The organism is Streptosporangium roseum DSM 43021 (assembly GCF_000024865.1).
Lineage (GTDB): Bacteria > Actinomycetota > Actinomycetes > Streptosporangiales > Streptosporangiaceae > Streptosporangium > Streptosporangium roseum.
The window spans coordinates 2,459,057-2,484,660 of record NC_013595.1 but is presented as its reverse complement, the minus strand read 5'-3'; the positions used below and the strand labels follow the sequence as shown (position 1 = coordinate 2,484,660).

Below are 25,604 nucleotides of genomic sequence, written 5' to 3'. Positions count from 1 at the left end.
ACCCCTCAGACGGCCGCCCGGTCGACGAGGAACTGGGCGAGCTGCTGGGTCCGCCTGACGTCGACGTCGGCGATCCCGGTGTGCACCAGCGAGATCAGGGTGCCGCCGATACGGGCGAAGACCATGTGCATCTCGTAGGGATAGCCGTTCAGCCGGCCGCGCAGCCGCTTGGCCTGCACGTCGTCGCCGACGGCGTCCAGCTTCAGGCTGGACACCCTCAGGGAGGTGCGCCTGCCCGGCATGCGGCTCCTGGCGACCGGGCAGCCCTCCAGCGCCTGGGTCAGCTCGGCGAACTGCCGCTCGGCGTCGTCACCGGTGTAGGAGGCCAGACCGATCCCGGCCAGCTCTCCCAGCTCGTCGCCCGGGTAGGTCGCGTCCACCCGGGCTCCCGGCGCCGGCTCGGGCGAGCCGCCTCCCGCCATGTCGAGGACGAGCCGGCAGTCACGGTCGGCCGGGCGGAAAGGGGGCTTCCACCCGTCCCCTCGCCATGCGGAGAACCCGTCGGGTAACTCCTGCGCCTTCGGTAACACCCCGCGCAGCCGTTCCAGCTCCGAGCCGGCGTTCTTCACCGTGTGGCCCGTCCCGGCACCGCACGCCGCCAAGGCCCCGGCGAGGACGGCGCAGACGCCGGCCGCCACGGCAGTTCGAATCCCCCGCGTCATGACTGTTCCCCCGATGTCACGTGCGAGGAGTCATGTCCCCGCCGATCCGCTTTCTTCCCATTCGGCAAAAGCGGCAATCATCGAGAAACGCCTAAGGGTGTCCTCAACCGCATTATGCGGCTGAGAACACCCTTAAGCGAGCAACGCAGAACCAGCTGGAAGCCGTATCCGCGCTCTTCCCCCCGTGGAGCCGCTCCCTGTGCCGCGAACCCCTCCCGGCACGGGGAAGATCTCCACCGGCTCCCGCGCGACCGGGTGCCGTGAGATGAGAATGGCGGACGCGGCTTGCAGATTACTTGCGGACCACTTGGGTGGATATCGCCCGCTTCAGATTCTTCTTTTAGTCATGTTCCGCGGAGGCCCCGACCGAGTCGGGCTCGGGCTGGGCGGTCCGCCTGACGAGAACCGTGCCGATCCGGTTGCGGCGCCCGGCGAGGCTCTCCGCCGTCAGGCTGAGCCCCTCCACCACGGCTTCGGACCCGGCGATCGGCACCCGGCCCAGCGCGTGGGCCAGCAGGCCGCCGACGGTCTCGACATCCTCCACCTCGAGCTCGATGTCGAACAGGTCCGCCAGGTCGCCCACCGGGAGCCTGGCCGTCACCCGGACCGACCCGTCCTCCAGCGGCTCCACCCGGGGAACCTCCTGGTCGTACTCGTCGGTGATCTCCCCCACGATCTCCTCGAGGACGTCCTCGATGGTGACCAGGCCGGCCGTCCCGCCGTACTCGTCGATGACGATGGCCTGGTGGATCTGGCGGGCCTGCATCTCGCGCAGGAGCTGGTCGATGGGCTTGCTCTCCGGCACGTAGGTGGCCGGACGCATGATCGTCTCGATCTGCTCGGCACGGCCGCCGTCACCGGTCTCCTGCACCCGGCGCACGACGTCCTTGAGGTAGGCGATGCCGATGACGTCGTCCTCGTTCTCGCCGACCACGGGGATCCGGGAGAACCCGCTGCGCAGGGCGAGTGACAGGGCCTGGTTCAACGTCTTGCCGCGCTCGATGAACACCATGTCGGTGCGGGGCACCATGACCTCGCGGACCAGGGTGTCGCCGAGCTCGAAGACCGAGTGGATCATCTCCCGCTCGTCCGGCTCGATGACCCTGCGCTCCTCCGCCAGGTCGACCAGGTCGCGCAGCTCGGCTTCGGAGGTGAAGGGCCCCTCCCTGAAGCCCTTGCCCGGCGTCACGGCGTTGCCCAGCAGGATGAGCAGTTTGGGGAGCGGCCCGAAGATCCGGGTCAGTCCGTACACGAGAGGGGCGCTGGCGAGCGCGATCGGCTCCGCGTGCTGGCGGCCCAGCGTGCGCGGGGAGACTCCGACGATCACGTAACTGATCACGATCATGACCGCGGCCGCGGCCGCGTAGGCCCAGCCCTGGTCGCCGAGCCAGTCGATGAAGAGCAGCGTGGCGATCACCGTGGCGATCAGCTCGCAGCTCAGCCGGAGCAGGAGCAGCAGGTTGAGGTAGCGCGGCGGATCGGCGACGATCGCCTGCAGGCGCACGGCGCCCCGGCGCCCGTCACGGACGAACTCCTCCGCGCGCACCCGTGAGATGCGGGCCAGAGCCGTCTCCGCACTGGCTATCAGGCCGCCGACCACGACGAGGAGGACGGCCGAGAACAACCACCCGTTGGCAAGGTTCACCGCTGGGGGCGCACCTCCCGCCACGATTCCAGAAGCTCGCCCTGCAGGCCGAACATCTCCTTGTGCTCCTCGGGCTCGGCGTGGTCGTAACCGAGCAGGTGCAGGATGCCGTGCGTGCACAGCAGCTCCAGCTCCGCCTCGGTGCTGTGCCCGGCCTCGGCCGCCTGCTTGGCGGCCACCTGCGGGCAGAGGACCACGTCGCCGAGGAGCGCGGGGTCGGTGGGGGCGTCGCCCTCCTGCCGGGCTCCGGAGCCCGGACCGGGACGCAGCTCGTCCATCGGGAAGGAGAGCACGTCCGTCGGGCCGGGCTCCCCCATCCACTGCTCGTGCAGCACCGCCATGGCCTCTTCGTCCACGATCAGGATGGACAGCTCGGCGAGCGGGTTGATGTCCATCCGCTCCAGCACGTGCCCGGCCAGCGAGACGATGAGTCCTTCGTCGACCTCGACGCCGGACTCGTTGTTGACCTCGATGCTCATCGGTCGCTCACCGCTCCTCGCGCGCCATCCGGCTCGCTCGTACTCATCTTGTCTCCCGAGGGCGCTTGACCACGCCCTTGATCGCCTGTGGTGTGCTCTGCCGCTGCGTCTCGTCATAGCGCCCGTAGGCGTCCACGATGTCGCTCACGAGCTTGTGCCGCACCACGTCGGCACTGGTCAGCCGGCTGAAGTGGATGTCGGGGATGCCGTCGAGGATCCCCTGCACCACCCTCAGGCCGCTCAGCGTGCCACCCGGCAGGTCGACCTGGGTGACGTCACCGGTGACGACGATCTTCGAATTGAAGCCCAGCCGCGTCAGGAACATCTTCATCTGCTCGGGCGAGGTGTTCTGCGCCTCGTCGAGGATGATGTAGGCGTCGTTGAGCGTACGGCCGCGCATGTAGGCGAGGGGAGCGACCTCGATCGTGCCCGCGGCCATCAGCCGGGGGATCGAGTCGGGGTCGAGCATGTCGTGCAGCGCGTCGTAGAGCGGGCGCAGGTAGGGGTCGATCTTCTCGTAGAGGGTGCCGGGCAGGAAGCCCAGCCGCTCGCCGGCCTCCACCGCGGGGCGGGTGAGGATGATCCGGTTGACCTTCTTCTCCTGAAGGGCCTTCACGGCCTTGGCCATCGCGAGATAGGTCTTGCCGGTGCCGGCGGGACCGATGCCGAAGACGATGGTGTGCCTGTCGATCGCGTCGACGTAGCGCTTCTGGTTGACGGTCTTCGGACGGATCGTCCGGCCCCGCGAGGAGATGATGTCGAGGGAGAGCACCTCGGCCGGCCGGTCGGAGGTCATCCGCAGCATCGCGATGCTGCGCTCCACGGCGTCCGTCGTGAGCTCCGCGCCTCCCTGGACGAGCTCGGACAGCTCCTCGAAGAGCCGCACCACGATGCTGCTCTCCTCCGGGCTGCCGGTGATGGTTATCTCGTTGCCCCGGACGTGGATGTCGGCGCGGAAGGCACCTTCGATGACCCGCAACAGCTCGTCGCGCGAGCCCAGCAGGCTGACCATCGAATGATCGTCCGGAATCACCACCTTTGCCTGGGTCCGACTGGGACCCTTCGATCGCGGTGGGGAGGTTCTGCTGGAATCGTTTGTCTCGGACATAGGCGGGCCTTTCGGCCTGTTCGCCTCCAGTTATCGGCGTGGGACTTCTACGCCATCGTATCCGTGATCGACACGATCGCGCCTGCCGGTTTCATCCGGGCGGCCAGGCCAGGCCGCGCCCTCCGAGCACGTGTCCGTGCACGTGGAAGACGGTCTGCCCCGCCCCGGCGCCGGTGTTGAAGACCAGGCGGTATCCCGAGGCCGCGACGCCCTCCTGCTCGGCGACCGCGTGCGCCGCCTTGATGACGTCGTCGGCGAGCCCGTGGTCGGCGGCGGCCAGCGCGGCCGCGTCCGGATAGTGGTCCTTGGGGACCACCAGCACGTGGGTGGGGGCCTGGGGGTTGACGTCCCGGAAGGCCAGCGTGCGATCGGTCTCATGAACGATCTTCGCGGGGATCTCCCCGGCCACGATCTTGCAGAACAGACAGTCGGCTTCGCTCACCATGCAGGCACCCTATCCCTCTCGGACGTTGTCAATCGGTGATGGTCCATCGTCAGCAAAGAAAGATCCACGCAGATAAGGTGGGTATGCAAAACTTCAACAACTACAGACCATTGCGATTCGCACGATATGGCCGCCTGGCGAGGACACGACTGGGTCATGCCCCCTAATGAACCGGAAGAGCGTAAACCCTCTGGGAAGGCCGAGCGTCCCACTGATGTGACCACCGAGACCCTCGTGGCCGACAGGTCGCTCGGGGCGGTGCCCGTCGGGTGGGATGCCGACATGGCCGTTACCGCGCTGTACAGCGCGCACTATCGGTCGCTTGTGCGTCTCGCTGTGTTGCTCGTCCGCGATATGGCAACCGCGGAGGAAGTCGTACAGGACGCGTTCGTCGCCATTCATGGCGCCTGGCGCCGACTGCGCGACACCGACAAGGCACTCGCCTACTTGCGTCAATCGGTCGTCAACCGATCGCGCTCGGTGCTTCGGCACCGGGCGGTCGTGGAGAAGTACGCCCCCAAGGGCATGCCGGACGCGCCGAGCGCCGAGAACGGCGCGATCGGCGAGTTCGAGCGGTCCGCCGTCATCGAGGCCCTTCGCGGCCTGCCCGCGCGCCAGCGGGAGGCACTGGTCCTGCGCTACTACGGAGACCTGTCGGAAGCGCAGATCGCCCATGCGATGGGTATCAGCAAGGGCGCGGTCAAGAGCCACACGGCTCGCGGTATGGCCGCCCTACGAACCTCACTGGAGCAACTGTCATGACCGACTCCCCCGACGAGTACGGCGAGCTGCTCCGCCGTGTCCTCAGTGCGGAGGCGAACTCGGTCGTTCCCTCCCCGGACGGTCTGGAGATCATCCGTGCCCGCGTAGAAAGACGAGGGCTCCGCGGGCTGATGTGGTGGCGCGCCGGAGCCTCAGTCGCGGGAGCCGTCCTGGTGGCGGCCACCATCGTCATGGTGGTCCCGCAGTTCCGTGAGCAGGTGACCCGGCAGGTGGGCGACGTCAACTTCACCCAGTCGACCTCGCCCGACCTGTCCGCCACCTCGCGGGCCCCCTCGAACGGCGACAACCGGCTTCCGGCCGTGCCCAAGCCGGGGCCCGGCACCACGGCGCCCGCGCCGATGCCCACCCACTCCAGGAGCGCGACGCCGACCTCCAGGCCGACGCCCAAGCCGACTTCCAAGACCACGCCGACCCCGAGGTCCACGCCCTCGCCCACCTGCCCCACGACGCTCCCCGACAGCACGGTGGTCGAGCCCGAGGAGCTCCCCGAGGAGTGCAGGGAGACGCAGGCGCCGACCCCGAAGCCCTCGGAGGCGACCACGCCCTCGGAGCACCCGTGCCCGGTCGAGCAGTGCCCGCCGACCGACGACCAGTCGGCCCCGCTGCCGACGGAGTCGTCGACCTCCGTCTCCTCGGGCGGCTAGCGGGTCACCAGCGGCCGGTGCGCGTCTGAAGCACCGCCGCCGCGGCGACCCCGGCCGTCGAGGTGCGCAGCACCGTCGGCCCGAGCAGCGCCGGCACCGCTCCCGCCTCGCGGAACGCGCCGATCTCCTCATCGGCGACCCCGCCCTCGGGGCCGACCACCACGACGATGTCACCGGCGCCGGGGAGCTCCAGGGTGGAGAGCGGGGAGGCCGCCTCCTCGTGCAGCACGACGCCCAGGGCGGCCGCCGACAGCAGCGCGACGACCCCGGCCGTGGTGGCGGGCTCGGTCACCTCGGGCAGGTGGAAGCGGCGGGACTGCTTGCCGGCCTCCCTCGCCGTGGAACGCCAGCGATTCAGCGACTTGACCGCCCGCTCGCCCTTCCACTGGGTGACGCACCGGGCCGCGGCCCAGGGCACGATCACGTCGACCCCCGCCTCGGTCATCATCTCCACGGCCAGCTCGCCCCGGTCGCCCTTGGGCAGCCCCTGCACCACGACCAGGCGGGGCCGCGGAGCCGCCACCTCGTAGCGGCGCAGCACCTCGACGCGGAGCGAGTCGCGGCCCGCGTCCCGGACCACGCACTCGGCCACGGTGCCCGCGCCGTCGGTCAGGTCGAGCCGCTCCCCTGCCCGCAGCCGCCGTACGGCGGCCGCGTGGCGTCCCTCGGGACCGCCGAACGTGAACTCGTCCCGGGCCAGGTCGGCCGGCTCGGCCAGGAAGACCGGGACCGTCATCGGCCGGTGCGGGCGGGCCGGCGCGACCGGGAGGCGTCCCTGTCAGCGGCCATTGAACGCATCCCGCAGCCGGGAGAAGAACCCCTGCTGGCCAGGGGCGAACTTGCCGGGCGGGCGCTCCTCGCCGCGGAGCTTGGCGAGCTCGCGCATGAGCTCCTCCTGGGCCGGGTCGAGGCGCGAGGGGGTCTCCACGTTGACGTGGATCAGCAGGTCGCCGCGGCCGGTCTCGTTGAGGCGCTGGACGCCGCGGCCGTAGAGGGGGATGGTCTGCCCGGACTGGGTCCCCGGCCGGATGTCGAGCTCCTCCGCGCCGTCGAGCGTCTCCATGGTCAGGATGGTGCCGAGTGCGGCGGCGGTCATCGGGATCTGCACGGTGCAGTGCAGGTCGTCGCCCCGGCGCTCGAAGATCTCGTGCGCGCGCTCGACGATCTCCAGGAACAGGTCGCCGGGCGGGCCGCCGCCCGGGCCGATCTCACCCTCGCCGGCGAGCTGGATGTGGGTGCCGTCCTCCACGCCGGCCGGGATGCGGACCTTGATGGTCCGCCGCGTGCGGACCCGGCCGTCGCCGGAGCACTCCTGGCAGGGGTTGCGGATGATCGAGCCGAACCCGCCGCACTGGGGGCAGGGGCGGGAGGTCATGACCTGGCCGAGGAAGGACCGGGTGACCTGGGAGACCTCACCCCGGCCGTGGCACATGTCGCAGGTGTCGGGGTGGGTGCCGGCCGCGGCGCCGGAGCCCGTGCAGACCTCGCAGAGCACGGCGGTGTCGACGACCAGCTCGCGGGTGGTGCCGAAGGCCGACTCGCGCAGGTCGAGCTCCACCCGGATGGTGGCGTTGCGGCCCCGGCGGGCACGTGACCTGGGACCGCGGCCACCGCCGCCGCCGGCCGCGCCGAAGAAGGCGTCCATGATGTCGCTGAACGGGAAGCCCGCGCCGAAGCCTCCTGCGCCCGCACCCGCGCCCGAGGCGAACGGATCGGCGCCCATGTCGTACATCTGGCGCTTGTTGGGGTCGGACAGGACCTCGTAGGCCTGCGTGATGTCCTTGAACCGCTCCTGAGTCTCAGGGTCGGGGTTCACGTCGGGATGCAGCTCCCGCGCCAGACGGCGGTAGGCCTTCTTGATCTCTTCCGCACTGGCGTCACGGCGCACCCCGAGGGTGCCGTAGTAGTCGCTCTTAGCCACTTAGTTGACCTCTTAGGATGCAGCCAGGATCTGGCTGACGTAGCGTGCCACCGCGCGCACCGCGCCCATCGTGACCGGGTAGTCCATTCGCGTCGGACCCAGCACACCGAGCCGGGCCAGTTGCTTGTCCCCCGAACCGTATCCGGCGGCGACGAGCGACGTGCCCTGGAGCCCGGTGTAGGGGTTCTCAGAGCCGATCCGCACCGTCAGCGCCGACAGATCGGAGGTCTCACCGAGCAGGCGCATGAGCACCACCTGCTCTTCCAGGGCCTCCAGCACATCACGGAGCCCGACGGTGAAGTCGGCTCCCGCGAGGTTGGCCGCCCCGGCGAAAACGATCTTTTCATCATGCCGGTCCACGAGGGACTCCAACAGCACCGACAGGACGGTGGCCGCCAGCGGACGGTCCTCCACCGGAAGCCGTTCGGGCAGGTCGGCGACCATGTCGGGGACCCTGGCCAGCCCGCACCCGTCCAGGCAGGCGTTGAGCGTCGCGCGGAGGTGGGCGACGCGGGTCTCGTCGACCACGTCGGGAAGCTCGACCACGCGCTGCTCGACCCGCCCGGTGTTGGTGATGAGCACGAACATCAGCCTGCGCTCGCTCAGCGGGACCAGCTCGACATGCCGGATCGTGGAGTTGGTCAGCGTGGGGTACTGCACGACGGCGACCTGCCGGGTGAGCTGCGCCAGCAGCCGCACCGTGCGCATCACGACGTCGTCGATGTCCACGGCGCCGGCGAGGAAGGTCTCGATGGCCTTCCGCTCCGCGCTCGACAACGGCTTCACCTGCGAGAGCCGGTCGACGAACAGCCGGTAGCCCTTGTCGGTGGGCACCCGGCCGGCGCTGGTGTGGGGCTGGGCGATGTAGCCCTGCTCCTCCAGCACCGCCATGTCGTTGCGGATGGTCGCCGACGAGACGCCGAGGTTGTGACGTTCGACGAGAGCCTTGGAACCCACCGGCTCGTTGGTGGACACGTAATCCTCGACGATGGCGCGAAGCACCGCCAGCTTGCGGTCGTCGACCAACGCGCTCACCTCCCTGCCTGCGCCCGAACGTAAAACGCCAGGTCTGGCACTCTGTGTTCCCGAGTGCCAAGTGTACGGCTCCAACCCACGGGGTGCGATAACACGGCGTCAGGATGATGGGGCCAAGCGGGTAGCAAGTCAACTGCTATCGGTATACAAGCGGCAAGCCCCACAATTTACGACATGTCCAACGATTTCGTATCCCCCTCCGGGGGCGCCCACTCCGGCGCCCCCGGTTACGGCGCCCCCCAGCAGCCCTACGGCCAGCAGCCCCAGGGCGCCCCTCCCTACGGATACGCGCCTCCCGGTTACGGGGCACCCCAGGGCCCGCCGCCGAAGACGAAGGTCAAGCCCGGCATCGGCTGGATCGTCGGTGCCTGGCTCGTCTTCGTGCTCAGCGTGATCGTCGGTATCGCCGGCTTCGCCGGCGGCATCTTCAGCGCGATCACCGACGCCGCGCCCACCAGCTCGTTCGCACCGGGCCAGACCGTGACGGTCAAGCTCGACCCGGCGGACAAGCCCGCCATCTACGTCTCCGCCGCGACGGGCACCAAGTTCGAGTGCCAGATCCAGGGCGATCCGGGGGCCGTCAGGCTCCAGCAGCCGAGCCTGGACCAGACCGTTACCTCCGACGGCGTCATCTGGGAGCTGGCCCTGCGGGTGGGGGTGGACAAGGCCGGCGACTACCCGCTCACCTGCACCACCTCCGAGGGGGCGAGCGCCAAGTTCGGCGTCGGCAAGGAGCTCGCCGCCGACTCGGTGGTCGGCGGGGCCGTCGCCCTGTTCGCGGTGCCGGGCCTGGGCTTCCTGCTGGCCGTCATCGTGACGATCGTCGTGCTGGTGAAGCGGAGCGGCGCCCGCAAGCGCCAGGCCGCCGCCGCCGCGGGACAGTGGGGACAGCCGGGACCGTACGGCAGGTGATCGCGGCTTTTGCTACCGTCCACTTGATCCCTGACGAGAGAGTGGGCGGTCGGTGATGTACGAGCGTGACGTGCTGGCGGAAGACTGGCGGCGCCCCCTCAGGGGGAAGATCCCCCAGGTCCCCGCAGAGCTCGACCTGGTCGTGGAGGACGCCGACGGCGGCTTCTGCGGCGCCGTGGTGGCCTGCGACAAGGAGGCCGTCACGCTGGAGGACCGGTTCGGGCGACGGCGGCTGTTCCCGCTGGAGCCCGCCGCGTTCCTCCTGGAGGGCAAGGTGGTGACGCTGGTACGGCCCGCAGCCGCGCCACGGGGCCCGAGGCGGAGCGCCTCGGGCTCGATCGCGGTGGAGGGCCTGCGGGCCCAGGTGGCCAAGGAGAGCCGGATCTACGTGGAGGGCGTGCACGACGCCGCGCTCGTGGAGAAGGTCTGGGGTCACGACCTCCGGGTGGAGGGTGTGGTCGTGGAGTATCTCGAGGGGGTCGACCACCTGCCCTCGATCGTCGAGGAGTTCGAGCCCGGTCCCGGCCGCCGCCTGGGCGTGCTCGTCGACCACCTGGTCCCCGGCTCGAAGGAGAGCCGGATCGCCGCCCAGGTCTCCTCACCGCACGTGCTGATCGTCGGGCACCCGTTCGTCGACGTCTGGCAGGCGGTCAAGCCCTCGGTGCTGAAGATCGCCTCCTGGCCGTCGGTGCCGCGCGGCGTACCCTGGAAGGAAGGGGTCATCGCCGCGCTGGGCTGGGGTCTGGAGCCCGGTGACGCATGGCGCCGCATTCTCGGATCGGTGACCACCTACGCCGATCTGGAGCCGGAGCTTCTCGGCCCGGTCGAGGAACTGATCGACTTCGTGACGGTTCCCGGCGAGGATGGCCAGCCCCGCACTCATCAGGAGGGGTCATGAGCGACAGTCCCGAGGAACCGCGGCCCGGGTCCGCGGACGACGAGTCCACCAGGCACACCGGCCGGCCGTCCCAGCCCGGCCACACCCCACCGCCCCAGACCGGCCAGGTCTACCCGCCACCCCAGAGCGGCCACACCCAGCCCGGCTACGCCCCGCCCCAGAGCGGCCACACCCAGCCCGGTTACACCCAGCCACCTCAGCCCGGTTACCCCCAGCCCGGCCACATTCCACCACCCCAGCCCGGTTACACCCAGCCCGGCCAGGGCTACCCGCCACAGGCCGCGTCGCCGTACGGGCCGGACGGCCACGACTACCGGCAGGGCGGCTACCAGAGCGGCTACCAGGGGGCGTACCCGCCGCCCGGCGCCTACGGCCCGCCGCCCGGCTACGGATACCCGGCGCCACCGGGGACCTACGGCCCGCGGCCCGGCGGCGACGACACCACCATGGCCATGCTCGCCCATCTGCTGGGCCTGCTGACCTGGTTCGTCGGCCCGCTGGTGGTGTATCTCGCGAAGAAGGACGACTCCCCCTACGTGCGGGATCAGGCGGCCGAGGCGCTCAACTTCCAGCTCACCCTGATGATCGCCTACTTCGTCTCCTGGGTCCTGGCGTTCGTGCTGATCGGCTTCGTCCTGATGTTCGTGGTGTGGATCGGGTCGCTCATCTTGATGATCGTCGCCGCCGTCGCGGCCAACCGGGGCGAGAGGTACCGCTATCCGCTGAACATCCGCTTCGTCAGCTGATCAGGGACGCGTGCCCGGCCGTCACACGTCCCCAGGACCCCGCCGACGGCTCTCAGGTCAGATCGCGCACCAGGGCGTCGGCCAGCAGGCGGCCGCGCAGCGTCAGCACCGCGCGGCCCGCCTTGAACGGCTCCATCTCCAGCAGGCCGTCGGCCAGCGCCCGGGCGACGACCGGCGGCCGTTCGATCTCCTTGAGCGGGAAGCCCTGGACGAGCCTGAGCTCCAGCATCAGCCGCTCCACCGCCCTGTCCTCCGCGGTCAGCACCTCGCGCGCGTGCGCGGGTGAGACGCCGGAGGCCAGGCGCCGGGCGTAGGCCGCCGGATGCTTGACGTTCCACCAGCGGGTGCCGCCGACGTGGCTGTGCGCGCCGGGGCCGACGCCCCACCAGTCGCCGCCGGTCCAGTAGAGCAGGTTGTGCCGGCAGCGCCCGGCCTCCGAGGTCGCCCAGTTGGACACCTCGTACCACTCGAAGCCGGCCTCGGCGAGCATGGCGTCGGCGATGAGATAGCGGTCGGCGGCCACGTCGTCGTCGGGCATCGGCAGCTCGCCGCGCCGGATCCTGGCCGCCAGCCTGGTGCCGTCCTCCACGATCAGCGAGTAGGCGGACACGTGGTCGGGCCCGGCCTCGATCGCCGCGGCCAGCGAGGCCCGCCAGTCGTCGTCGCTCTCCCCCGGCGTGCTGTAGATCAGGTCCAGGTTGACGTGGTCGAACCCGGCCTCCCTGGCCTCCCGTACGGCGTGCGCCGGGCGGCCGGGGGTGTGCCGGCGCTCCAGCACCTCCAGCACGTGCTCGCGGGCGCTCTGCATGCCGAAGCTCATCCGGGTGAACCCGCCCCCGCGCAGCTCGGACAGGTAGGCCGGGTCCACCGACTCGGGGTTGGCCTCGGTGGTCACCTCGGCGCCGGGAGCGAGCCCGAACTCCTCCTCGATCGCGCCCAGGATCCGGACCAGGTCCCCGGCGGGCAGCAGGGTGGGGGTGCCTCCGCCGAAGAACACGGTCTCGACCGGGAGGTCCGCGCCGCCCAGGTTGGCCCGTGCCCGCCGTACCTCGTCGATGGCGGTGTCGGCGTAGTCCTTGTGCGAGGCGCCGGGGCCGAGCTCGGACGCCGTGTAGGTGTTGAAGTCGCAGTAACCGCAGCGGGTCACACAGAAGGGCACGTGGACGTAGAAACCGAAGGGACGCCCGCCGAGCCCGTGGAGCGCGCTGTCGGGGAGCCGGCCCGAGGCCGGTACGGGGTCACCGTCGGGAAGAGTGGATGGCACGACACCAAGTCTGCCGCTCCGGCCGCGATGCCCGGACCGCGGCTCCGCGCCGGACCCCGGCGCGCCCACCGATCCCGGAGCCGTACGGCGGCGCGCCCACCGATCCCGGAGCCGGACCTCGGCGCACCCACCAACCGCAGAGCCGCACGGCGGCGCGTTCACTCATCGCGGAGCCGTACGGCGGCCAGGGCGGCTGCGAGATCGTGCGGCGGAAGGGATCGCACGCTCCGTTGACCGCTATGCGGCAAATCCACGGAAGACCGTTGACGCTCAGTTCGCCCAGGTCTACGATCCGGGAAAACTTAAAGGAAAGTTTCCTATAAGTTATCCCCCCAGCAGTGGAGAAGCCCGTGCAGAGACTCCTCCGGAACACCCTCGCGGCGGCCCTCGCCGCCGGTCTGACGGCCCTGGCCGCACCGGCGCCCGCCCAGGCCCAGGCCCATCCGGACCACGGCGACCGCTTCAAGCGGGTCGCCTATTTCGTTCAGTGGGGCATCTACGGCCGTAACTACCACGTCAAGGACATCGACACCACCGGTGCGGCGGCCAAGCTCACCCATATCAACTACGCCTTCGGGTTCGTCAGCGCCGGCGGAGACTGCGTCTCCTCCGACGCCTGGGCCGACTGGCAGCGTCCGGTGCCCGCCGACCAGAGCGTGGACGGCGTCGCCGACGCCGAGGGCCAGGCCCTCAACGGCAACCTGAACCAGTTGAAGAAGCTCAAGGCCAAGCACCCCGGCCTCAAGGCGATGATCTCGCTCGGCGGCTGGAGCGGCTCGAAGTACTTCTCCGACGCGGTGCTCACCGCCGAGGGCCGTACCAAGCTGGCGGCCTCCTGCGTGGACCTGTGGCTCAAGGGCAACCTGCCCGGCGCCGCGCCCGGTACGGGGGCGGGCGTCTTCGACGGCATCGACCTGGACTGGGAGTGGCCGGGCTCCTCCGGCGCCGACGGCAACGTCATCAGGCCCGAGGACAAGCGGAACTTCACGCTGTTCACCGCCGAGCTCCGCCGCCAGATGAACGAGTTCGACCGGAAGAGCGAGCTGAGCGCCTACCTGCCCGCCGCGGCGGCGAAGATCGACTCGGGCTTCGAGGTGCGCGAGCTCTTCAGGCACTTCACCTTCGCCACCGTCCAGGGCTACGACCTGCGCGGCTCGTGGGAGACCGTCACCGGCCACAACGGCAACCTGTTCGCGGACCGGCGCGACCCCAACACGGTGAAGTACAGCGTGGACCAGACCGTCCGCGACTACCTGTCGCGTGGCGCCCCGGCCAGGAAGATCGTGGTCGGCGTCCCGGCGTACGGCCAGGGCTGGACCGGCGTCACCGGCGGCGGCAACGGTCTGTTCAAGAACGCCACCGGCCCCGCCCAGGGCACCTGGGCCGCCGGGGTCGACGACTACGAGAACATCGTCAAGAAGCCCGGCAAGCGCTACCGCGACCTGCGGACCGGCGCCGCCTGGATCTACGACGGCAACGAGTTCTGGTCCTACGACGACCCCACCACGGTCGCGCAGAAGGCGGCCTACATCCGCCTGAAGGGCCTCGGCGGCTCCATGATGTGGTCCATCGACCAGGACGACAGCAAGTCCTCGCTGACCTCGGCGCTCTACAGCGTCCTGCGCTGAGGCGCCTGTCCCCCAGACCGGGCGGGGCCGCAGGTCCTGGGTCACCGGCGACCCCGCCCGCACGTCCCCGCCGCCGCGCCCGGCTCCGGCCGGGCGCGGCTACGGCCGGGCGCGGCTACTTCTTGGTCTTGTCGGCGGACGACTCGGTGGACAGCGCGGCCACGAAGGCCTCCTGGGGGACCTCCACCCGGCCGACCATCTTCATCCGCTTCTTGCCCTCCTTCTGCTTCTCCAGCAGCTTGCGCTTGCGGGAGATGTCGCCGCCGTAGCACTTGGCGAGGACGTCCTTGCGGATGGCGCGGATGTTCTCACGGGCGATGACCCGGGCGCCGATGGCAGCCTGGATCGGCACCTCGAACTGCTGCCTCGGGATGAGCTCGCGGAGCTTCTTGGCCATCTCCACCCCGTAGGCGTAGGCCTTGTCCTTGTGGACGATGGCGCTGAAGGCGTCCACGGCCTCGCCCTGGAGCAGGATGTCGACCTTGACCAGCTCGGACTCCTGCTCGCCCGACGGCTCGTAGTCCAGCGAGGCGTAACCGCGCGTGCGGGACTTGAGCTGGTCGAAGAAGTCGAAGATGATCTCGCCGAGCGGCATGGTGTAGCGGATCTCGACGCGGTCCTCCGACAGGTAGTCCATCCCCTGCAGGTTGCCCCGGCGGTTCTGGCAGAGCTCCATGATGGCGCCGATGAACTCCGAGGGGACCAGCACCGTGGACTTCACCATCGGCTCGAAGACCTTCTCGACCTTGCCCGTCGGGAACTCCGAGGGGTTGGTGACGGTGACCTCCTTACCGTCCTCCATGATCACCTGGTAGACCACGTTGGGCGCGGTGGAGATGAGCGAGAGGTTGAACTCCCGCTCCAGGCGCTCGCGGACGATCTCCATGTGGAGCAGGCCGAGGAAGCCGCAGCGGAAGCCGAAGCCGAGGGCCGCGGAGGTCTCCGGTTCGTAGACCAGGGCGGCGTCGTTGAGCTGGAGCTTGTCCAGCGCCTCGCGGAGCTCGGGGTAGTCGTCGCCGTCGATCGGGTAGAGCCCCGAGAAGACCATCGGCTTGGGGTGCTCGTAGCCGCTGAGCGCCTTGGCGGCCGGCCGCACGACGGAGGTCACGGTGTCGCCGACCCGCGACTGGCGGACGTCCTTCACGCCGGTGATGAGATAGCCCACCTCGCCGACGCCGAGCCCCTTGTCGGCGATCTTCGGCTCCGGCGAGATGACGCCGATCTCCAGCGTCTCGTGGGCCGCCGTGGTGGACATCATCAGGATGCGCTCGCGCTTGCCCAGGTGACCGTCCATGACCCGGACATAGGTGATCACGCCGCGGTAGGTGTCGTAGACGGAGTCGAAGATCAGCGCGCGGGCGGGCGCGTCGGCGTCGCCGACCGGGGCCGGAACGTTCTGGACGACGTGGTCGAGCAGCTCCCGGACGCCCACACCGGTCTTGCCGGAGACCTTCAGCACGTCCTCCGGCTCGCAGCCGATGAGGTGGGCGATCTCCGCGGCGTACTTCTCCGGCTGCGCGGCGGGAAGGTCGATCTTGTTGAGCACCGGGATGATCGTCATGTCGTTGTTCATGGCCAGGTAGAGGTTGGCCAGGGTCTGCGCCTCGATCCCCTGCGCGGCGTCGACCAGCAGGATGGCGCCCTCGCACGCCTGGAGCGAGCGGGACACCTCGTAGGTGAAGTCGACGTGCCCGGGGGTGTCGATCATGTTGAGGACGTAGTCGGTGTCACCCATCTGCCACGGCAGCCGGACCGCCTGCGACTTGATGGTGATGCCGCGCTCGCGCTCGATGTCCATCCGATCGAGGTACTGGGCGCGCATTGAGCGGTCGTCGACCACGCCGGTGATCTGCAACATGCGGTCGGCAAGCGTCGACTTGCCATGGTCGATGTGCGCGATGATGCAGAAGTTGCGGATCACCGCGGGATCGGTCTGGCCAGGCTGAATGCGCACCGGTGTCCGTTTCGACGGGATTGATGACGATCGACGACTGGCATACCAGCCGTCTTCCATGGTGACATGTCCGGGTGATTGCCCGGACCAGAGCACGGCGCGGCCTGCGGTTTCTCGTGATGGTGGCGGCCGTGCTCCTTGTGCTGCCCGGGGTGGCCGCAGCCACCCTCACGCTCCAGTTTACCGGGACGCCCGCCCCGTGGGCGAAGAGCACCGGTCACGATGCCCTGTGGCTCGGCCACGCGTGGGTGGACGGCCGCAGGAGCGCCGCCGATCTGAAGGAGCTGGCCGCCCGGCTGCGCAAGACGGGGATCAGGGACGTGTACGTCCACTCCGGCCCCTTCGAGTACGACGGGACGCTGCCCGCCGCGAAGCACCCCGCCGCCAAGGACTTCCTGGAGCGGTGGCGCGCGGAGCTGCCGAAGGTGCGGGTGTCGGCGTGGCTCGGCCAGAAGGTCGACGGCGGCCTGGACCTCGACGACCCGGCCACCAGGCAGCGCGTGCTCGACAGCGCGGGCGGCGTCATGGCGCTCGGCTTCGACGGCGTGCACTACAACTTCGAACCGGTCGGCAGCGGCGACGCCGAGTTCCTCGACCTGCTGACCCGGACGCGCCCGATCGTCGGCGACGGCCTGCTCTCCACCTCGACGCCGCAGATCGAACCGTTCCCGCTGACCCGCCCCGCCGTCCGCGCCGTCATCGGCCACGACAAGTACTGGTCGCCCGAGTACTTCAGGGAGGTCGCGGCCCGCACCGACCAGGTCGCGATCATGACCTACGACTCCGCCCTCCCCTCCGAACTGCTCTACGGCGGCCATGTCGTACGGCAGGGCGGCCTCGCGCTGGAGCTCGTGCCGCCGGAGAAGACCGTGCTGATCGGCGCCCCGGCCTACCATGACCACGACCTGCCGTGGGTCGACGCGGCCGAGAGCGTCGCGACGGCGGCCGAGGGCGCGCGGCTGGCGCTGACCGCCTACGGCAAGCCGCGCGAGCGGTTCGGGCTGGCCCTGTATGTCGATTTCGCGGCCACGGCGGAAGACTGGGCGGAGTACGGGCGATTCTGGTCTCGTCCATGACGACAGCACGGTAAACTGATCAGGCATCCCTCTGTCCAGGCAGTCGATTTGAGCGACCGTCCAGGCAGTTGGTAGCCTGTTCAACTGCGTGTGGCGCGCCCTCTCTGCCCGCGCGCCCCACTCCGACGACATTCACCGAGGCTTCTTCGTGGCGAACATCAAGTCCCAGATCAAGCGCAACCGGCAGAACGAGAAGGCCCGGCTGCGTAACAAGGCTGTCAAGTCGTCCCTCAAGACGGCGGTCCGCAAGTTCCGCGAGGCTGCCGACCAGGGCAACGTGGACGAGGCCGTCGTGCTCCAGCGCGCCGCTTGCCGCCAGCTGGACAAGGCCGCCAGCAAGGGCGTGATCCACAAGAACCAGGCCGCCAACCGCAAGTCGGCGATCGCCCAGCGCGTCGTCGAGCTTTCGGCCGCCAAGTAACCCAGGTTCTTCCGGACGCCGCACTCCCCTCACGGGGGGTGCGGCGTTCTGGCGTTTCACCGGGTTACGACGTTCCGGCGTCTCACGAGGGACGCGACCTCCCGGCTCGGGCGACTCACCGGGCGGGTCCGGATCACTCCAGGTCCCGGCTCGGGCGACTCACCGGGCGGGTCCGGATCACTCCAGCTCGCCCAGCAGGGTCCTGAGCAGGGCGCCGAGACGCTCGCGATCCTCCTCCGGCAGCGCGGCCAGCGCCTCGTGCTGAGGCCCCAGTCCCGCGGCCACGGCCTCATCGATCACCTGGAGCCCCTGGGCGGTCAGGCTGACCCGCAGTGCCCGGCGGTCGTCCGGGTCGGGGGCGCGGACGATCAGAGCCGCCCGTTCCAGCCGGTCGAGGCGCCCCGTCATGCCGCCGGAGGTCAGCATGAGCGTGGCGGTGATGGCCTTGGGCGACAGCGTGTACGGCTCGCCGGCCCGGCGGAGGGTGGCGAGCACGTCGAACTCGCCCCGGCCGAGGCCGTGGGCTCCGTGCACCTCTTCCATGCGATCCCCCATGAGCCGGGCGATCCGGTAGATCCGTCCGAAGATCCCCATCGGTGAGGGGTCCAAATCAGGCCGCTCCCTCCGCCACTGCAACACGATCCGGTCGACCGGGTCCTCTGTCATGGCAGCAGTGTAGCTTGACGGTAAATAACTTGCTGCTAAGTTACTTAGTATTGAGTTTAATGAAGGAGTCCCCATGCCGGCCCCCCGTCTCGCCCTCGTCGCCGCCACCGCCCTCGCCCCCACGGTCTGGGGCACCACCTACATCGTGACCACCGAGCTGCTGCCCCCGGACCGCCCGCTGCTGACCGCCCTGCTCCGCGCCCTCCCCGCCGGCCTGCTCCTGCTCGCCATGACGCGGACGCTCCCCAGGGGAAACTGGTGGTGGCGGGCGCCGGTGCTGGGCGCGCTGAACATCGGCCTGTTCTTCCCCCTGCTCTTCCTGTCCGCCTACCGGCTCCCCGGCGGCGTGGCGGGAGTCCTCGGCGCCATCCAGCCGCTCCTCGTCGCCGGATTCACCCGCGCCGTACTGCGCGAGACCGTCCCGGTCCACCGGGTGATCGCCGGGATCACGGCGACGGTCGGCGTCTCCCTCGTCGTGCTCCGGGCCAATGCCGCCCTCGACGCCGTCGGCGTCGCCGCGGGCGTCGTCGCCGCGGCGGGCATGGCCGCCGGGGTCGTCCTCACCCGCTCCTGGGGGAAGCCGCCGGGCGTGAGCGATCTGGCCCTCACCGGCTGGCAGCTCACCGCGGGCGGCCTGATGATCGCTCCCGTGGCCCTCGCCGCCGAAGGCATGCCGCCCGCCCTGGACGGAGCCGCCGTCGGCGGCTACCTCTGGCTGGGCCTCGTCGGCACCGCCGCCGCCTACACCCTGTGGTTCCGCGGCATCGCCCGGCTGCCGGCCGCCCAGGTGTCCCTGCTCGGCACCCTCAGCCCGCTCACGGCGGCACTGCTCGGCTGGATCGCCCTCGGCCAGTCCTTGAGCCCGCTTCAGCTCACCGGCTTCGCGCTGGCCCTCGGCGCGACCGTCCTCGGCCAGTTCCCCGCGCCCCGGCGCACCCGCGTCGCCGCGGACCCGCAACCCGCCCCTTCGCGCCCGTAGAGCCTCCGCCCGGCAGGCGCCTCGCTGTACCCGGCCGTGAGGTCGGCCCCGCGCTCGGGCCGGACTCGTCAGCCGGGGGCGCGACGCCCGGCATCTGTGGAGCGCGTGCGCCCTGAGGCCGAGGTGGCCCGCCACCGGAGCGGGTGGAGACCCCATCACAGGGCCGCGCTGACCGCATGGGGGTCAGCCCCCTGTGAGCCCCCCATCAGAGGGCCGACGCTGACCGCATCGGAGGGTCAGCTCCCTGATCGTGATCGGGGGGACGGAGCTAACGGCCGGTACGGCTGGCCACGACGGTCTGGATCATGTGCTCCAGCGCGTAGGCGGGGTCGGCGCCGCCGCCCTTGACTTGCTCGTCGGCGGTGGCGGCCGCCTGGAGCGCACGGGCGATGCCGTCGGGGCCCCAGCCGTTCAGCTGCCGCTGGACTCGGTCGATCTTCCAGGGCGGCATGCCGAGATGGCTGGCGAGCTGCCCGCCGCGCAGGTTGCGCGGGGCACCGCCCACCTTGGCGAGCGAGCGCAGCCCTCCGGCGAGCGCGCTCACCAGCAGGACGGGGGCCGTTCCGGTGGCGAGCGCCCAGCGGAGCTGCTCAAGGGCGTCGCCCAGCCGTCCTTCGACGGCGGAGTCGGCCACGGTGAACCCGCTGACCTCGGCCCGTCCCCGGTGGTAACGGGCGACGGCCGCCTCGTCGATGGTCTTGCCCGGGGTGTCGAAGGCCAGCTGGCTGCAGGCGGCGGCCAGCTCCCGCAGGTCGTTGCCCACCGCGTCGAGCAGGGCGGCGGCCGCGTCGGCGCCGATGCTCCGCCCCGCCCGCTTCAGCTCGGCCTTGACGAACGCGAGCCGTTCGGCCGGTTTGGTCAGCTTGGTCACGGCAACCACGTGGGCACCGGCCTTCTTGACCCCGTCGACCAGGGCCTTCCCCTTGACCCCACCGGGGTGGACGAGGACCAGCGCGGTGTCCTCGGCCGGATGGGCGGCATAGGAGACGATCTCGCTGACGACCTCCTTGGACAGGTCCTGGGCCGAGCGGATCGCCACCACCGACCTGTCACCGAACAGCGACGGCGAGGACAGCCGGGTCAGCTCTCCCGGCTCCACCTTCCCGCCGATCAGGTCGTACACCTCGGTCGCCGGATCCGTCGCCCTGGCCGCCGCGATGACCTCCCCCACCGCGCGGTCGGCCAGCAACTCCTCGTCGCCGAGTATCAGGATCACGGGTGCTGGATCGGTTGCCGCCATGTCCAGCAGCATGCCACGTGCCGGCGGCCGAATCGCCATCAGCAAGCCGTTCGCAATCCGAATGCAGGCGTCGTGGGACAGGCTTGGCGCAAGCAAAGGAGGTGACACCCACGATGAACTCCACTACCTGCCGCCACGCCTGCCCGCGCTGCGGGACGACCCTCGACGAGGGCCCCATCATGTATCGCTGCGCACGCTGCAGCCGCTCGGTCTACGCCGCCGACGTGGACACCGAGTTCCGCCGCCCGCTCAAGGCCGCGGTCTGACCCCACGGGGAGACACACGGCCTGACCTGCCGGGGAGACAGGGGACGGGGAAGCGGTCCGCCGACGGCGGAGCGTTCCCGGAGAGGTCGGCTACGGGGAAGACGCGCACGGGGAGGCGCGCACGGGGAGGTACGCGCAGAAAGGCACGTACAGGGAGGCGCGCACAGAGAGGCGCGCACGGGGAGGCCGTGACGACGCGGGGCCGGAGGGATCAGGCACCCTGCGAGGTCTCCTTCCAGGCCTCGGCCCATCCTCCCTGAACCATGGTCTGGAAGACCCATCGGCCGCCGGCCTTCACCAGCAGGTCCGCGTAGCGCATGCCGTACGACTCCCCGTTCACGGTCATCGTCGCGTCGGTGACCACGACGACCAGGTGCTTGGTCAGGAAGTGCGGCGTACGGGTCGACTCCATCGCGATGTCGCCCGGCTCGCCGCCTCCCATCACCTCGGCCATCGTGCGGGTGAACCGCTCGCGGGTCCACTGGGCCGCCAATCCTTCACCGTCGGCGCTGTCGGTCACCACGTTGAGGGGGAACATCGCCATGTCCGCCATGCGTTCGACATCGACCTTCGCGCTGTGGGCGTCGTACTCGGCGAACCACGCCTCGACGCTCTGCAGATCCTCGGCCGTCGGAGTGAAGGCACCACTACTGAACGGGGATCCCTGAATTTCCGTCACTGCTCGCTCCTTCGTCGTCGACACGCTCTACCCGGTACGCCGGCCGCCGCTCTCCCGTCCCGCGCAGAGGCGGACCGGAGCCCTTCACGGCTTGGCCGATGTGAACCGTACGTCATACGGTACGCAGTACGGCAAACTTGTCAAACGTCCGTATCCCCTCCCTGCAGCCGAAGAACCGGATGTCCATCGCCCGCGGAAGCGGAGAGACGACCGTTCCGCGCCCTCACCACGGCCCCGGTACGGGCAGTCCGCCCCATGGTCATCCCGTTGAGACTGGGTTCCGTCGTCGTCCCGTTGAGATTCGGTTCCGTCGTCGTCTCATTGAGACTGGGTTCCGTCGTCGTCTCATTGAGACTGGGTTCCGTCGTCGTCATCCGCCGTCAGGACCCCGCGCGATCACCCGCCCCGGCCAGAGCGCCCCCGGGGGATGACGGCCAGTCCTCCCGCACGGGCCACCACGGCGAGGGCTCCCGACAGGTCCGTCCGGTAGACCCGCACGCCGAGTCTGTTCAGCCGGGCCAGGGTCGACGGGGCGGGATGGCCGTAGTCGTTGTCCGCCCCGACGCTGATCAAAGCGGCGCGGGCGCCGGTGGCGGCGAAGAAGCCGGGGTCGTGTCCAGCCGATCCGTGATGGGGGACCTTGAGGATGTCGGCCGGCGGGAAACCTCGCCGGAGCAGCTCCGACTGGGCCTCGGTCTCGATGTCGCCGCTGAGCAACGCCGTCCCGGCCGCCCAGCGCACATGCACTACGACGCTGGCGTTGTTGACGACCGCCCCCTCCCCGCGCCCCTCCGGAGGTGTCTCGGCCCGCGGAGCGATGATCGTGAGCTCGGAGGGGCCGAACCGCCAGCTCGCACCTGGCCGCGCCGCCCACTCGACGACCCGGCGGCGGGCGAGGTCTCCGCTCAGCCTGACGTTCTCCCGCTCCGCGCCCCCGTGCGGGGTCACCACCACCGCTCCCACCCCGCGCCCCCGGAAGATCCCTTCCAGCCCGCCGACATGGTCGAAGTGTGGATGGGTGAGGATGACCAGCGGCACCTCCCGGATCCCCATGGACCGCAGACACCGGTCCATCAGCACCGGGTCGGGCCCCGCGTCCACCACCACCGCCCTCCCCGGCCCGGCGGCGACCAGCAACGCGTCTCCCTGGCCGACGTCACAGGCGACCAGCAGCCAGTCCCTGGGCGGCCAGCGGGCCACGATCGGCTCCGCCATGGTGACGGCGACGATCGCTCCGGCCGCCACGGCCAGGGCGATCCGCCGTGACCACCGGCGGCGCAGCACCAGGATGGCGACCGGGACCGCGACGGCCAGGGCGATCAGCCCGGCGACGCCGCCCGGCCACGGAATCACCGCCAGGGGCGTCCCGGCGGCGTGCTCCGCCACCTCGATGATCCATCCGGCGGCGAGGCCCGCCGGATGGATCAGCAACCGGGCGAGCCCCATGTGCAGGGGGGCGACCAGCGCCGCGACGGATCCGAGCAGGGTGGCGGGTGCGACCGCAGGCCCCGCCAGCAGGTTGGCGGGGATCGCCACCGGTGCGAGCTGCCCGGACATCAGGACCAGCACCGGGGTGACGGCGGCCTGGGCCGCCGCGGGCACGGCGATCGCCTCGGCCGCCCAGCGGGGCATCCGTGTCGCGAGCCGGTCCCGCCAGCGGGGAGCGAGGACCAGGATGCCGCCCGTGGCGCAGACCGACAGGGCGAAGCCGTAGGACCTGGCGAGAGCGGGGTCGAAAAGGATCAGCCCCAGGACGGTCGCCGACAGGGCGGTGACACCGTCACGCGAACGGCCCGTACCGAGCGCCACGGCGGCGACGGTGCCCATCAGAAGCGCCCGGAGCACGCTGGGCGACGGGCGGGCGACGAGCGCGAAGGCGAGCATGGCGAAAACCGCCAGCGCCGCCCGGGCCGCGAGAGGCAGCCCCGCGGTCCGGCCCACCGCGACCGCCGCCCCTGCCATGATCGCCAGGTTGGCTCCGGAGACCGCGGTGAGATGGCTGAGCCCGGCCTCCTTGAAGTCGGCTCTGACCTGTCCGTCCATGCGGGAGACGTCGCCGACGACGAGCCCCGGCAGCAGCCCTCGCTGGAGCGGTGGCAGCACATCGGCGGCCTCCCGCAGCCCTGACCGGAGCGCCCCGGCCGTACGCTGCGCCCATGAGGGCCCGTCCAGGACTCGCGGCGGCCCCCGTACCAGCACCACCGCCGCGAGCAGCTCGCCGGAGTCGGCCGGGCCGAACCGGCCCTGGACGGCGATCCGCTGGCTCGGCAGCAGGGTCCGCCACTCCCCTCCCGAAGCGAGCATCACCACCGGAGCCTGCAACGTCACCCTGCCCGGCCCCGTCCCGATCGCCTCGATCCGCGCGGGCACCACGAAACTATCCCTCCGGAACGGCCCTCCGCGCTGCGCCGGCTCCCGGGGATCGCCCGTCACCACTGCCTCCATCACCGTCGAAGCGCGTTTCTCCACCAGCTCGGCCACCGGCCCGGCACTGACCGCGTGCAGCCGGAAGGCCACCGTCCCGGCCACGGCCGCCGCGCACCCCAGCACCGCGATCACCACGTTGCGCCAGCCGGCGATCCCGCCGGCGGGGACCAGCACGGCCGCGGAGAGCGCGCCCGCGGCTGCGAGCGCGGCCACCAGGGCGCCCGTCCAGGACGGGCAGCCCAGCAGGATGAGAGCGGTCGTCCAGGCGACGAGGGCGGGCAGAACCAGATGGAGGGCGTACGCGCTCAGGCCTCTCTCGGTCGCGCCGTCGTCGCGGAGCGCGGAGGCGGCGCCGAACCGGCTCATCGCCCTGCCTCCGGGAGGCGCGGAGTCATCAAATCTCCTTGAGCGTGGACGCCCCGGGCTTCAGTCCCGAGGAAGAAACGCGGCACAGCGCCGCATGGGATTTTCTCGAACACGCGTACGGTGCCGGCCGTGCTGCGTCATGATGTGTGCCGTGGCTCAGGGTGTGAAGCGGGCGTTCACGTACCGCTTCTATCCGACCCCCGAGCAGGCCGAGCGGCTTGCCCGGACCTTCGGCTGTGCCCGCCTGGTCTACAACAAGGCCCTCGAAGAGCGCAGCCGCGCCCACGCCCTCCACGAACGCCGTGTCTCCTACGGGGAGTCGTCGGCCATGCTCACCGCGTGGAAGCGCACCCAGGAGCTGGCGTTCTTGGGTGAGGTGTCGTCGGTGCCGTTGCAGCAGGCCCTGCGCCACCTGCAATCGGCGTTCACCAACTTCTTCGCCAAACGGGCCGCCTATCCGCGGTTCAAGTCCCGCAAGAGGTCCCGGCTGTCGGCCGAGTACACCCGTTCGGCGTTCACCTGGCGCGACGGGCGGCTGACCCTGGCCAAGACGGCCGGCCCGCTGGACATCGTGTGGTCGCGGCCGCTGCCCGAAGGGGCGCAGCCGTCCACGGTGACCGTGAGCAGGGACGCGGCCGGGCGGTGGTCGGTCTCCATCCTGTGCGAGGACACGATCCGCCCGCTGGACCCGGCCGACGGCGTGGTCGGCCTCGACGCCGGGATCACCTCCCTGCTCACCCTGTCGCGGCCGATCCCCGGCGTCAGCGACGCCGCTGGGAAGGTCGCCAACCCCCGTCACGAACGCGCCGACCGCGCCCGGCTGGCCCGCGCGCAACGCGCCCTGGCCCGTAAAGAGCGGGGCTCCAGCAACCGGGCCAAGGCGCGGGTGCGGGTCGCGCGGGTCCACGCTCGGATCACCGACCGCAGGCGGGACCACCTGCACAAGCTCACCACCTCGATCGTCCGCGAGAACCAAGTGATCGCGATCGAGGACCTCACCGTCCGCAACCTGGTGAAGAACCACCGCCTGGCCCGCGCCATCTCGGATGCTTCCTGGCGGCAGGTGCGGACCATGCTGGAGTACAAAGCCGCCTGGTACGGCCGACAACTGGTGGTCGTCGACCGCTGGTTTCCCTCCTCCAAGCTCTGCTCGGCCTGCGGCACCATCGCCTCCTGAATGCCGTTGGAGGTGCGGGAGTGGGTATGCGCGGCTTGCGGCGCCGCCCACGACCGGGATGTGAACGCCGCCAGGAACATCCTCGCCGCCGGGCTGGCGGAGAGGTGAAACGCCTGTGGAGCCGGTGTAAGACCTCAAAGGCGCGAGCCTGGCGGGCGACTGGCGGTGAAGCAGGAAATCCGA

General features: G+C 70.6%; 24 protein-coding genes and 1 pseudogene. 11 read left to right on the top strand and 14 right to left on the bottom strand.

The genetic code is table 11. The features are described from left to right. Positions 1-5: 5 nt before the first annotated feature. From SROS_RS11120 to SROS_RS11100, 5 genes are all read right to left on the bottom strand, one after another. Positions 6-662 (bottom strand): hypothetical protein, encoded by a 657-nt coding sequence (locus tag SROS_RS11120; protein ID WP_012889024.1) that lies wholly within the window; start codon positions 660-662, stop codon positions 6-8. A 340-nt stretch (positions 663-1,002) separates the two neighbouring features. Beyond that, positions 1,003-2,307, bottom strand: a complete 1,305-nt coding sequence (locus SROS_RS11115; RefSeq protein ID WP_012889023.1) for a hemolysin family protein — start codon at positions 2,305-2,307, stop codon at positions 1,003-1,005. Beyond that, on the bottom strand, positions 2,304-2,786 hold the full coding sequence (gene ybeY, locus SROS_RS11110; protein ID WP_012889022.1) for an rRNA maturation RNase YbeY: 483 nt from the start codon (positions 2,784-2,786) through the stop codon (positions 2,304-2,306). Before ybeY ends, SROS_RS11115 begins: the two co-directional genes overlap by 4 nt. Positions 2,787-2,829: 43 nt before the next feature. Further along, a complete protein-coding gene (locus SROS_RS11105) occupies positions 2,830-3,894 on the bottom strand; it encodes a PhoH family protein (protein ID WP_012889021.1) in 1,065 nt (354 codons plus the stop codon). A gap of 91 nt (positions 3,895-3,985) precedes the next feature. Beyond that, positions 3,986-4,336 carry a histidine triad nucleotide-binding protein gene (locus tag SROS_RS11100; RefSeq protein WP_043655280.1) on the bottom strand — a complete coding sequence of 117 codons (351 nt, stop codon included), beginning with the start codon at positions 4,334-4,336 and terminating at the stop codon, positions 3,986-3,988. A gap of 285 nt (positions 4,337-4,621) precedes the next feature. Here SROS_RS11100 and SROS_RS11095 point away from each other — a divergent pair, with 285 nt between their 5' ends. Together SROS_RS11095 and SROS_RS49425 are read left to right on the top strand one after the other, a co-directional pair. Beyond that, a complete protein-coding gene (locus SROS_RS11095; protein ID WP_043655278.1) occupies positions 4,622-5,101 on the top strand; it encodes a SigE family RNA polymerase sigma factor in 480 nt (159 codons plus the stop codon). Beyond that, entirely contained in the window at positions 5,098-5,766 is a 669-nt protein-coding gene (locus SROS_RS49425; RefSeq protein WP_012889018.1) for a hypothetical protein, read from the top strand. Before SROS_RS11095 ends, SROS_RS49425 begins: the two co-directional genes overlap by 4 nt. Before the next feature lie 4 nt (positions 5,767-5,770). Here the strand turns inward: SROS_RS49425 and SROS_RS11085 are convergent, their stop codons facing one another. The 3 genes from SROS_RS11085 to hrcA are packed head-to-tail and all read right to left on the bottom strand — an operon-like array spanning position 5,771 to position 8,713. Further along, on the bottom strand, positions 5,771-6,502 hold the full coding sequence (locus tag SROS_RS11085) for a 16S rRNA (uracil(1498)-N(3))-methyltransferase (RefSeq protein WP_012889017.1): 732 nt from the start codon (positions 6,500-6,502) through the stop codon (positions 5,771-5,773). A 42-nt stretch (positions 6,503-6,544) separates the two neighbouring features. Beyond that, positions 6,545-7,687, bottom strand: coding sequence for a molecular chaperone DnaJ (gene dnaJ / locus SROS_RS11080; protein WP_012889016.1), 1,143 nt, complete (start codon positions 7,685-7,687; stop codon positions 6,545-6,547). Between the two features lie 12 nt (positions 7,688-7,699). Continuing rightward, positions 7,700-8,713: a heat-inducible transcriptional repressor HrcA gene (hrcA, locus tag SROS_RS11075; protein WP_012889015.1), complete on the bottom strand. Its 1,014-nt coding sequence runs from the start codon at positions 8,711-8,713 to the stop codon at positions 7,700-7,702. Positions 8,714-8,896: 183 nt separating this feature from the next. Between hrcA and SROS_RS11070 the strand changes: the two genes are divergently transcribed. Genes SROS_RS11070 through SROS_RS45855 form a run of 3 tightly spaced genes read left to right on the top strand, consistent with a single transcriptional unit; the run spans position 8,897 to position 11,278 of the window. Next, positions 8,897-9,634 carry a hypothetical protein gene (locus tag SROS_RS11070; RefSeq protein WP_012889014.1) on the top strand — a complete coding sequence of 246 codons (738 nt, stop codon included), beginning with the start codon at positions 8,897-8,899 and terminating at the stop codon, positions 9,632-9,634. Positions 9,635-9,689: 55 nt separating this feature from the next. Further along, positions 9,690-10,532: a DUF3097 domain-containing protein gene (locus tag SROS_RS11065; protein WP_012889013.1), complete on the top strand. Its 843-nt coding sequence runs from the start codon at positions 9,690-9,692 to the stop codon at positions 10,530-10,532. Next, complete coding sequence (locus SROS_RS45855) at positions 10,529-11,278, top strand: DUF4870 domain-containing protein (protein WP_012889012.1); 750 nt, start codon at positions 10,529-10,531, stop codon at positions 11,276-11,278. Before SROS_RS11065 ends, SROS_RS45855 begins: the two co-directional genes overlap by 4 nt. A gap of 52 nt (positions 11,279-11,330) precedes the next feature. Here SROS_RS45855 and hemW read toward each other — a convergent pair whose 3' ends face one another. Next, positions 11,331-12,542: a radical SAM family heme chaperone HemW gene (gene hemW / locus SROS_RS11055; protein WP_012889011.1), complete on the bottom strand. Its 1,212-nt coding sequence runs from the start codon at positions 12,540-12,542 to the stop codon at positions 11,331-11,333. A 350-nt stretch (positions 12,543-12,892) separates the two neighbouring features. Here hemW and SROS_RS11050 point away from each other — a divergent pair, with 350 nt between their 5' ends. After that, positions 12,893-14,170 carry a glycoside hydrolase family 18 protein gene (locus SROS_RS11050; RefSeq protein WP_012889010.1) on the top strand — a complete coding sequence of 426 codons (1,278 nt, stop codon included), beginning with the start codon at positions 12,893-12,895 and terminating at the stop codon, positions 14,168-14,170. A 115-nt stretch (positions 14,171-14,285) separates the two neighbouring features. Here the strand turns inward: SROS_RS11050 and lepA are convergent, their stop codons facing one another. Next, on the bottom strand, positions 14,286-16,124 hold the full coding sequence (gene lepA / locus SROS_RS11045; RefSeq protein ID WP_012889009.1) for a translation elongation factor 4: 1,839 nt from the start codon (positions 16,122-16,124) through the stop codon (positions 14,286-14,288). Positions 16,125-16,255: 131 nt separating this feature from the next. On the opposite strand from lepA, the gene SROS_RS11040 reads away from it, so the two are divergent. Continuing rightward, complete coding sequence (locus SROS_RS11040; RefSeq protein WP_245564607.1) at positions 16,256-17,200, top strand: glycoside hydrolase family 18 protein; 945 nt, start codon at positions 16,256-16,258, stop codon at positions 17,198-17,200. Positions 17,201-17,348: 148 nt separating this feature from the next. Continuing rightward, the gene (gene rpsT, locus SROS_RS11035) at positions 17,349-17,621 is read left to right on the top strand and encodes a 30S ribosomal protein S20 (RefSeq protein WP_012889007.1); all 273 of its coding nucleotides are present in this window, start codon (positions 17,349-17,351) and stop codon (positions 17,619-17,621) included. A 177-nt stretch (positions 17,622-17,798) separates the two neighbouring features. Here rpsT and SROS_RS11030 read toward each other — a convergent pair whose 3' ends face one another. Beyond that, complete coding sequence (locus SROS_RS11030) at positions 17,799-18,287, bottom strand: MarR family winged helix-turn-helix transcriptional regulator (RefSeq protein WP_012889006.1); 489 nt, start codon at positions 18,285-18,287, stop codon at positions 17,799-17,801. A 73-nt stretch (positions 18,288-18,360) separates the two neighbouring features. Between SROS_RS11030 and SROS_RS11025 the strand changes: the two genes are divergently transcribed. After that, on the top strand, positions 18,361-19,266 hold the full coding sequence (locus tag SROS_RS11025; RefSeq protein ID WP_012889005.1) for an EamA family transporter: 906 nt from the start codon (positions 18,361-18,363) through the stop codon (positions 19,264-19,266). A 268-nt stretch (positions 19,267-19,534) separates the two neighbouring features. On the opposite strand, the gene holA is transcribed toward SROS_RS11025, so the two are convergent. Then, a complete protein-coding gene (gene holA / locus SROS_RS11020; protein ID WP_218919830.1) occupies positions 19,535-20,506 on the bottom strand; it encodes a DNA polymerase III subunit delta in 972 nt (323 codons plus the stop codon). A gap of 113 nt (positions 20,507-20,619) precedes the next feature. Here holA and SROS_RS50875 point away from each other — a divergent pair, with 113 nt between their 5' ends. After that, positions 20,620-20,772, top strand: a complete 153-nt coding sequence (locus SROS_RS50875) for a hypothetical protein (protein ID WP_012889003.1) — start codon at positions 20,620-20,622, stop codon at positions 20,770-20,772. Between the two features lie 211 nt (positions 20,773-20,983). Here SROS_RS50875 and SROS_RS11015 read toward each other — a convergent pair whose 3' ends face one another. Together SROS_RS11015 and SROS_RS11010 are read right to left on the bottom strand one after the other, a co-directional pair. Next, positions 20,984-21,451: a hypothetical protein gene (locus tag SROS_RS11015; RefSeq protein ID WP_012889002.1), complete on the bottom strand. Its 468-nt coding sequence runs from the start codon at positions 21,449-21,451 to the stop codon at positions 20,984-20,986. A gap of 396 nt (positions 21,452-21,847) precedes the next feature. Next, on the bottom strand, positions 21,848-24,244 hold the full coding sequence (locus SROS_RS11010) for a ComEC/Rec2 family competence protein (protein ID WP_012889001.1): 2,397 nt from the start codon (positions 24,242-24,244) through the stop codon (positions 21,848-21,850). Between the two features lie 142 nt (positions 24,245-24,386). On the opposite strand from SROS_RS11010, the pseudogene SROS_RS11005 reads away from it, so the two are divergent. Next, positions 24,387-25,604: pseudogene (locus tag SROS_RS11005) on the top strand (RNA-guided endonuclease InsQ/TnpB family protein); the annotation flags it as partial.

Excerpts from the sequence above, each read along its gene's own strand:
- SROS_RS11120 (WP_012889024.1), bottom strand. The coding sequence starts at position 662 with ATGACGCGGGGGATTCGAACTGCCGTGGCGGCCGGCGTCTGCGCCGTC.
- ybeY (WP_012889022.1), bottom strand. The coding sequence starts at position 2,786 with ATGAGCATCGAGGTCAACAACGAGTCCGGCGTCGAGGTCGACGAAGGA.
- SROS_RS11105 (WP_012889021.1), bottom strand. The coding sequence starts at position 3,894 with ATGTCCGAGACAAACGATTCCAGCAGAACCTCCCCACCGCGATCGAAG.
- SROS_RS11095 (WP_043655278.1), top strand. The coding sequence starts at position 4,622 with ATGGCCGTTACCGCGCTGTACAGCGCGCACTATCGGTCGCTTGTGCGT.
- SROS_RS49425 (WP_012889018.1), top strand. The coding sequence starts at position 5,098 with ATGACCGACTCCCCCGACGAGTACGGCGAGCTGCTCCGCCGTGTCCTC.
- SROS_RS11085 (WP_012889017.1), bottom strand. The coding sequence starts at position 6,502 with ATGACGGTCCCGGTCTTCCTGGCCGAGCCGGCCGACCTGGCCCGGGAC.
- SROS_RS11070 (WP_012889014.1), top strand. The coding sequence starts at position 8,897 with ATGTCCAACGATTTCGTATCCCCCTCCGGGGGCGCCCACTCCGGCGCC.
- SROS_RS11065 (WP_012889013.1), top strand. The coding sequence starts at position 9,690 with ATGTACGAGCGTGACGTGCTGGCGGAAGACTGGCGGCGCCCCCTCAGG.
- SROS_RS45855 (WP_012889012.1), top strand. The coding sequence starts at position 10,529 with ATGAGCGACAGTCCCGAGGAACCGCGGCCCGGGTCCGCGGACGACGAG.
- SROS_RS11030 (WP_012889006.1), bottom strand. The coding sequence starts at position 18,287 with ATGACAGAGGACCCGGTCGACCGGATCGTGTTGCAGTGGCGGAGGGAG.
- SROS_RS11025 (WP_012889005.1), top strand. The coding sequence starts at position 18,361 with ATGCCGGCCCCCCGTCTCGCCCTCGTCGCCGCCACCGCCCTCGCCCCC.
- holA (WP_218919830.1), bottom strand. The coding sequence starts at position 20,506 with ATGGCGGCAACCGATCCAGCACCCGTGATCCTGATACTCGGCGACGAG.
- SROS_RS50875 (WP_012889003.1), top strand. The coding sequence starts at position 20,620 with ATGAACTCCACTACCTGCCGCCACGCCTGCCCGCGCTGCGGGACGACC.
- SROS_RS11010 (WP_012889001.1), bottom strand. The coding sequence starts at position 24,244 with ATGAGCCGGTTCGGCGCCGCCTCCGCGCTCCGCGACGACGGCGCGACC.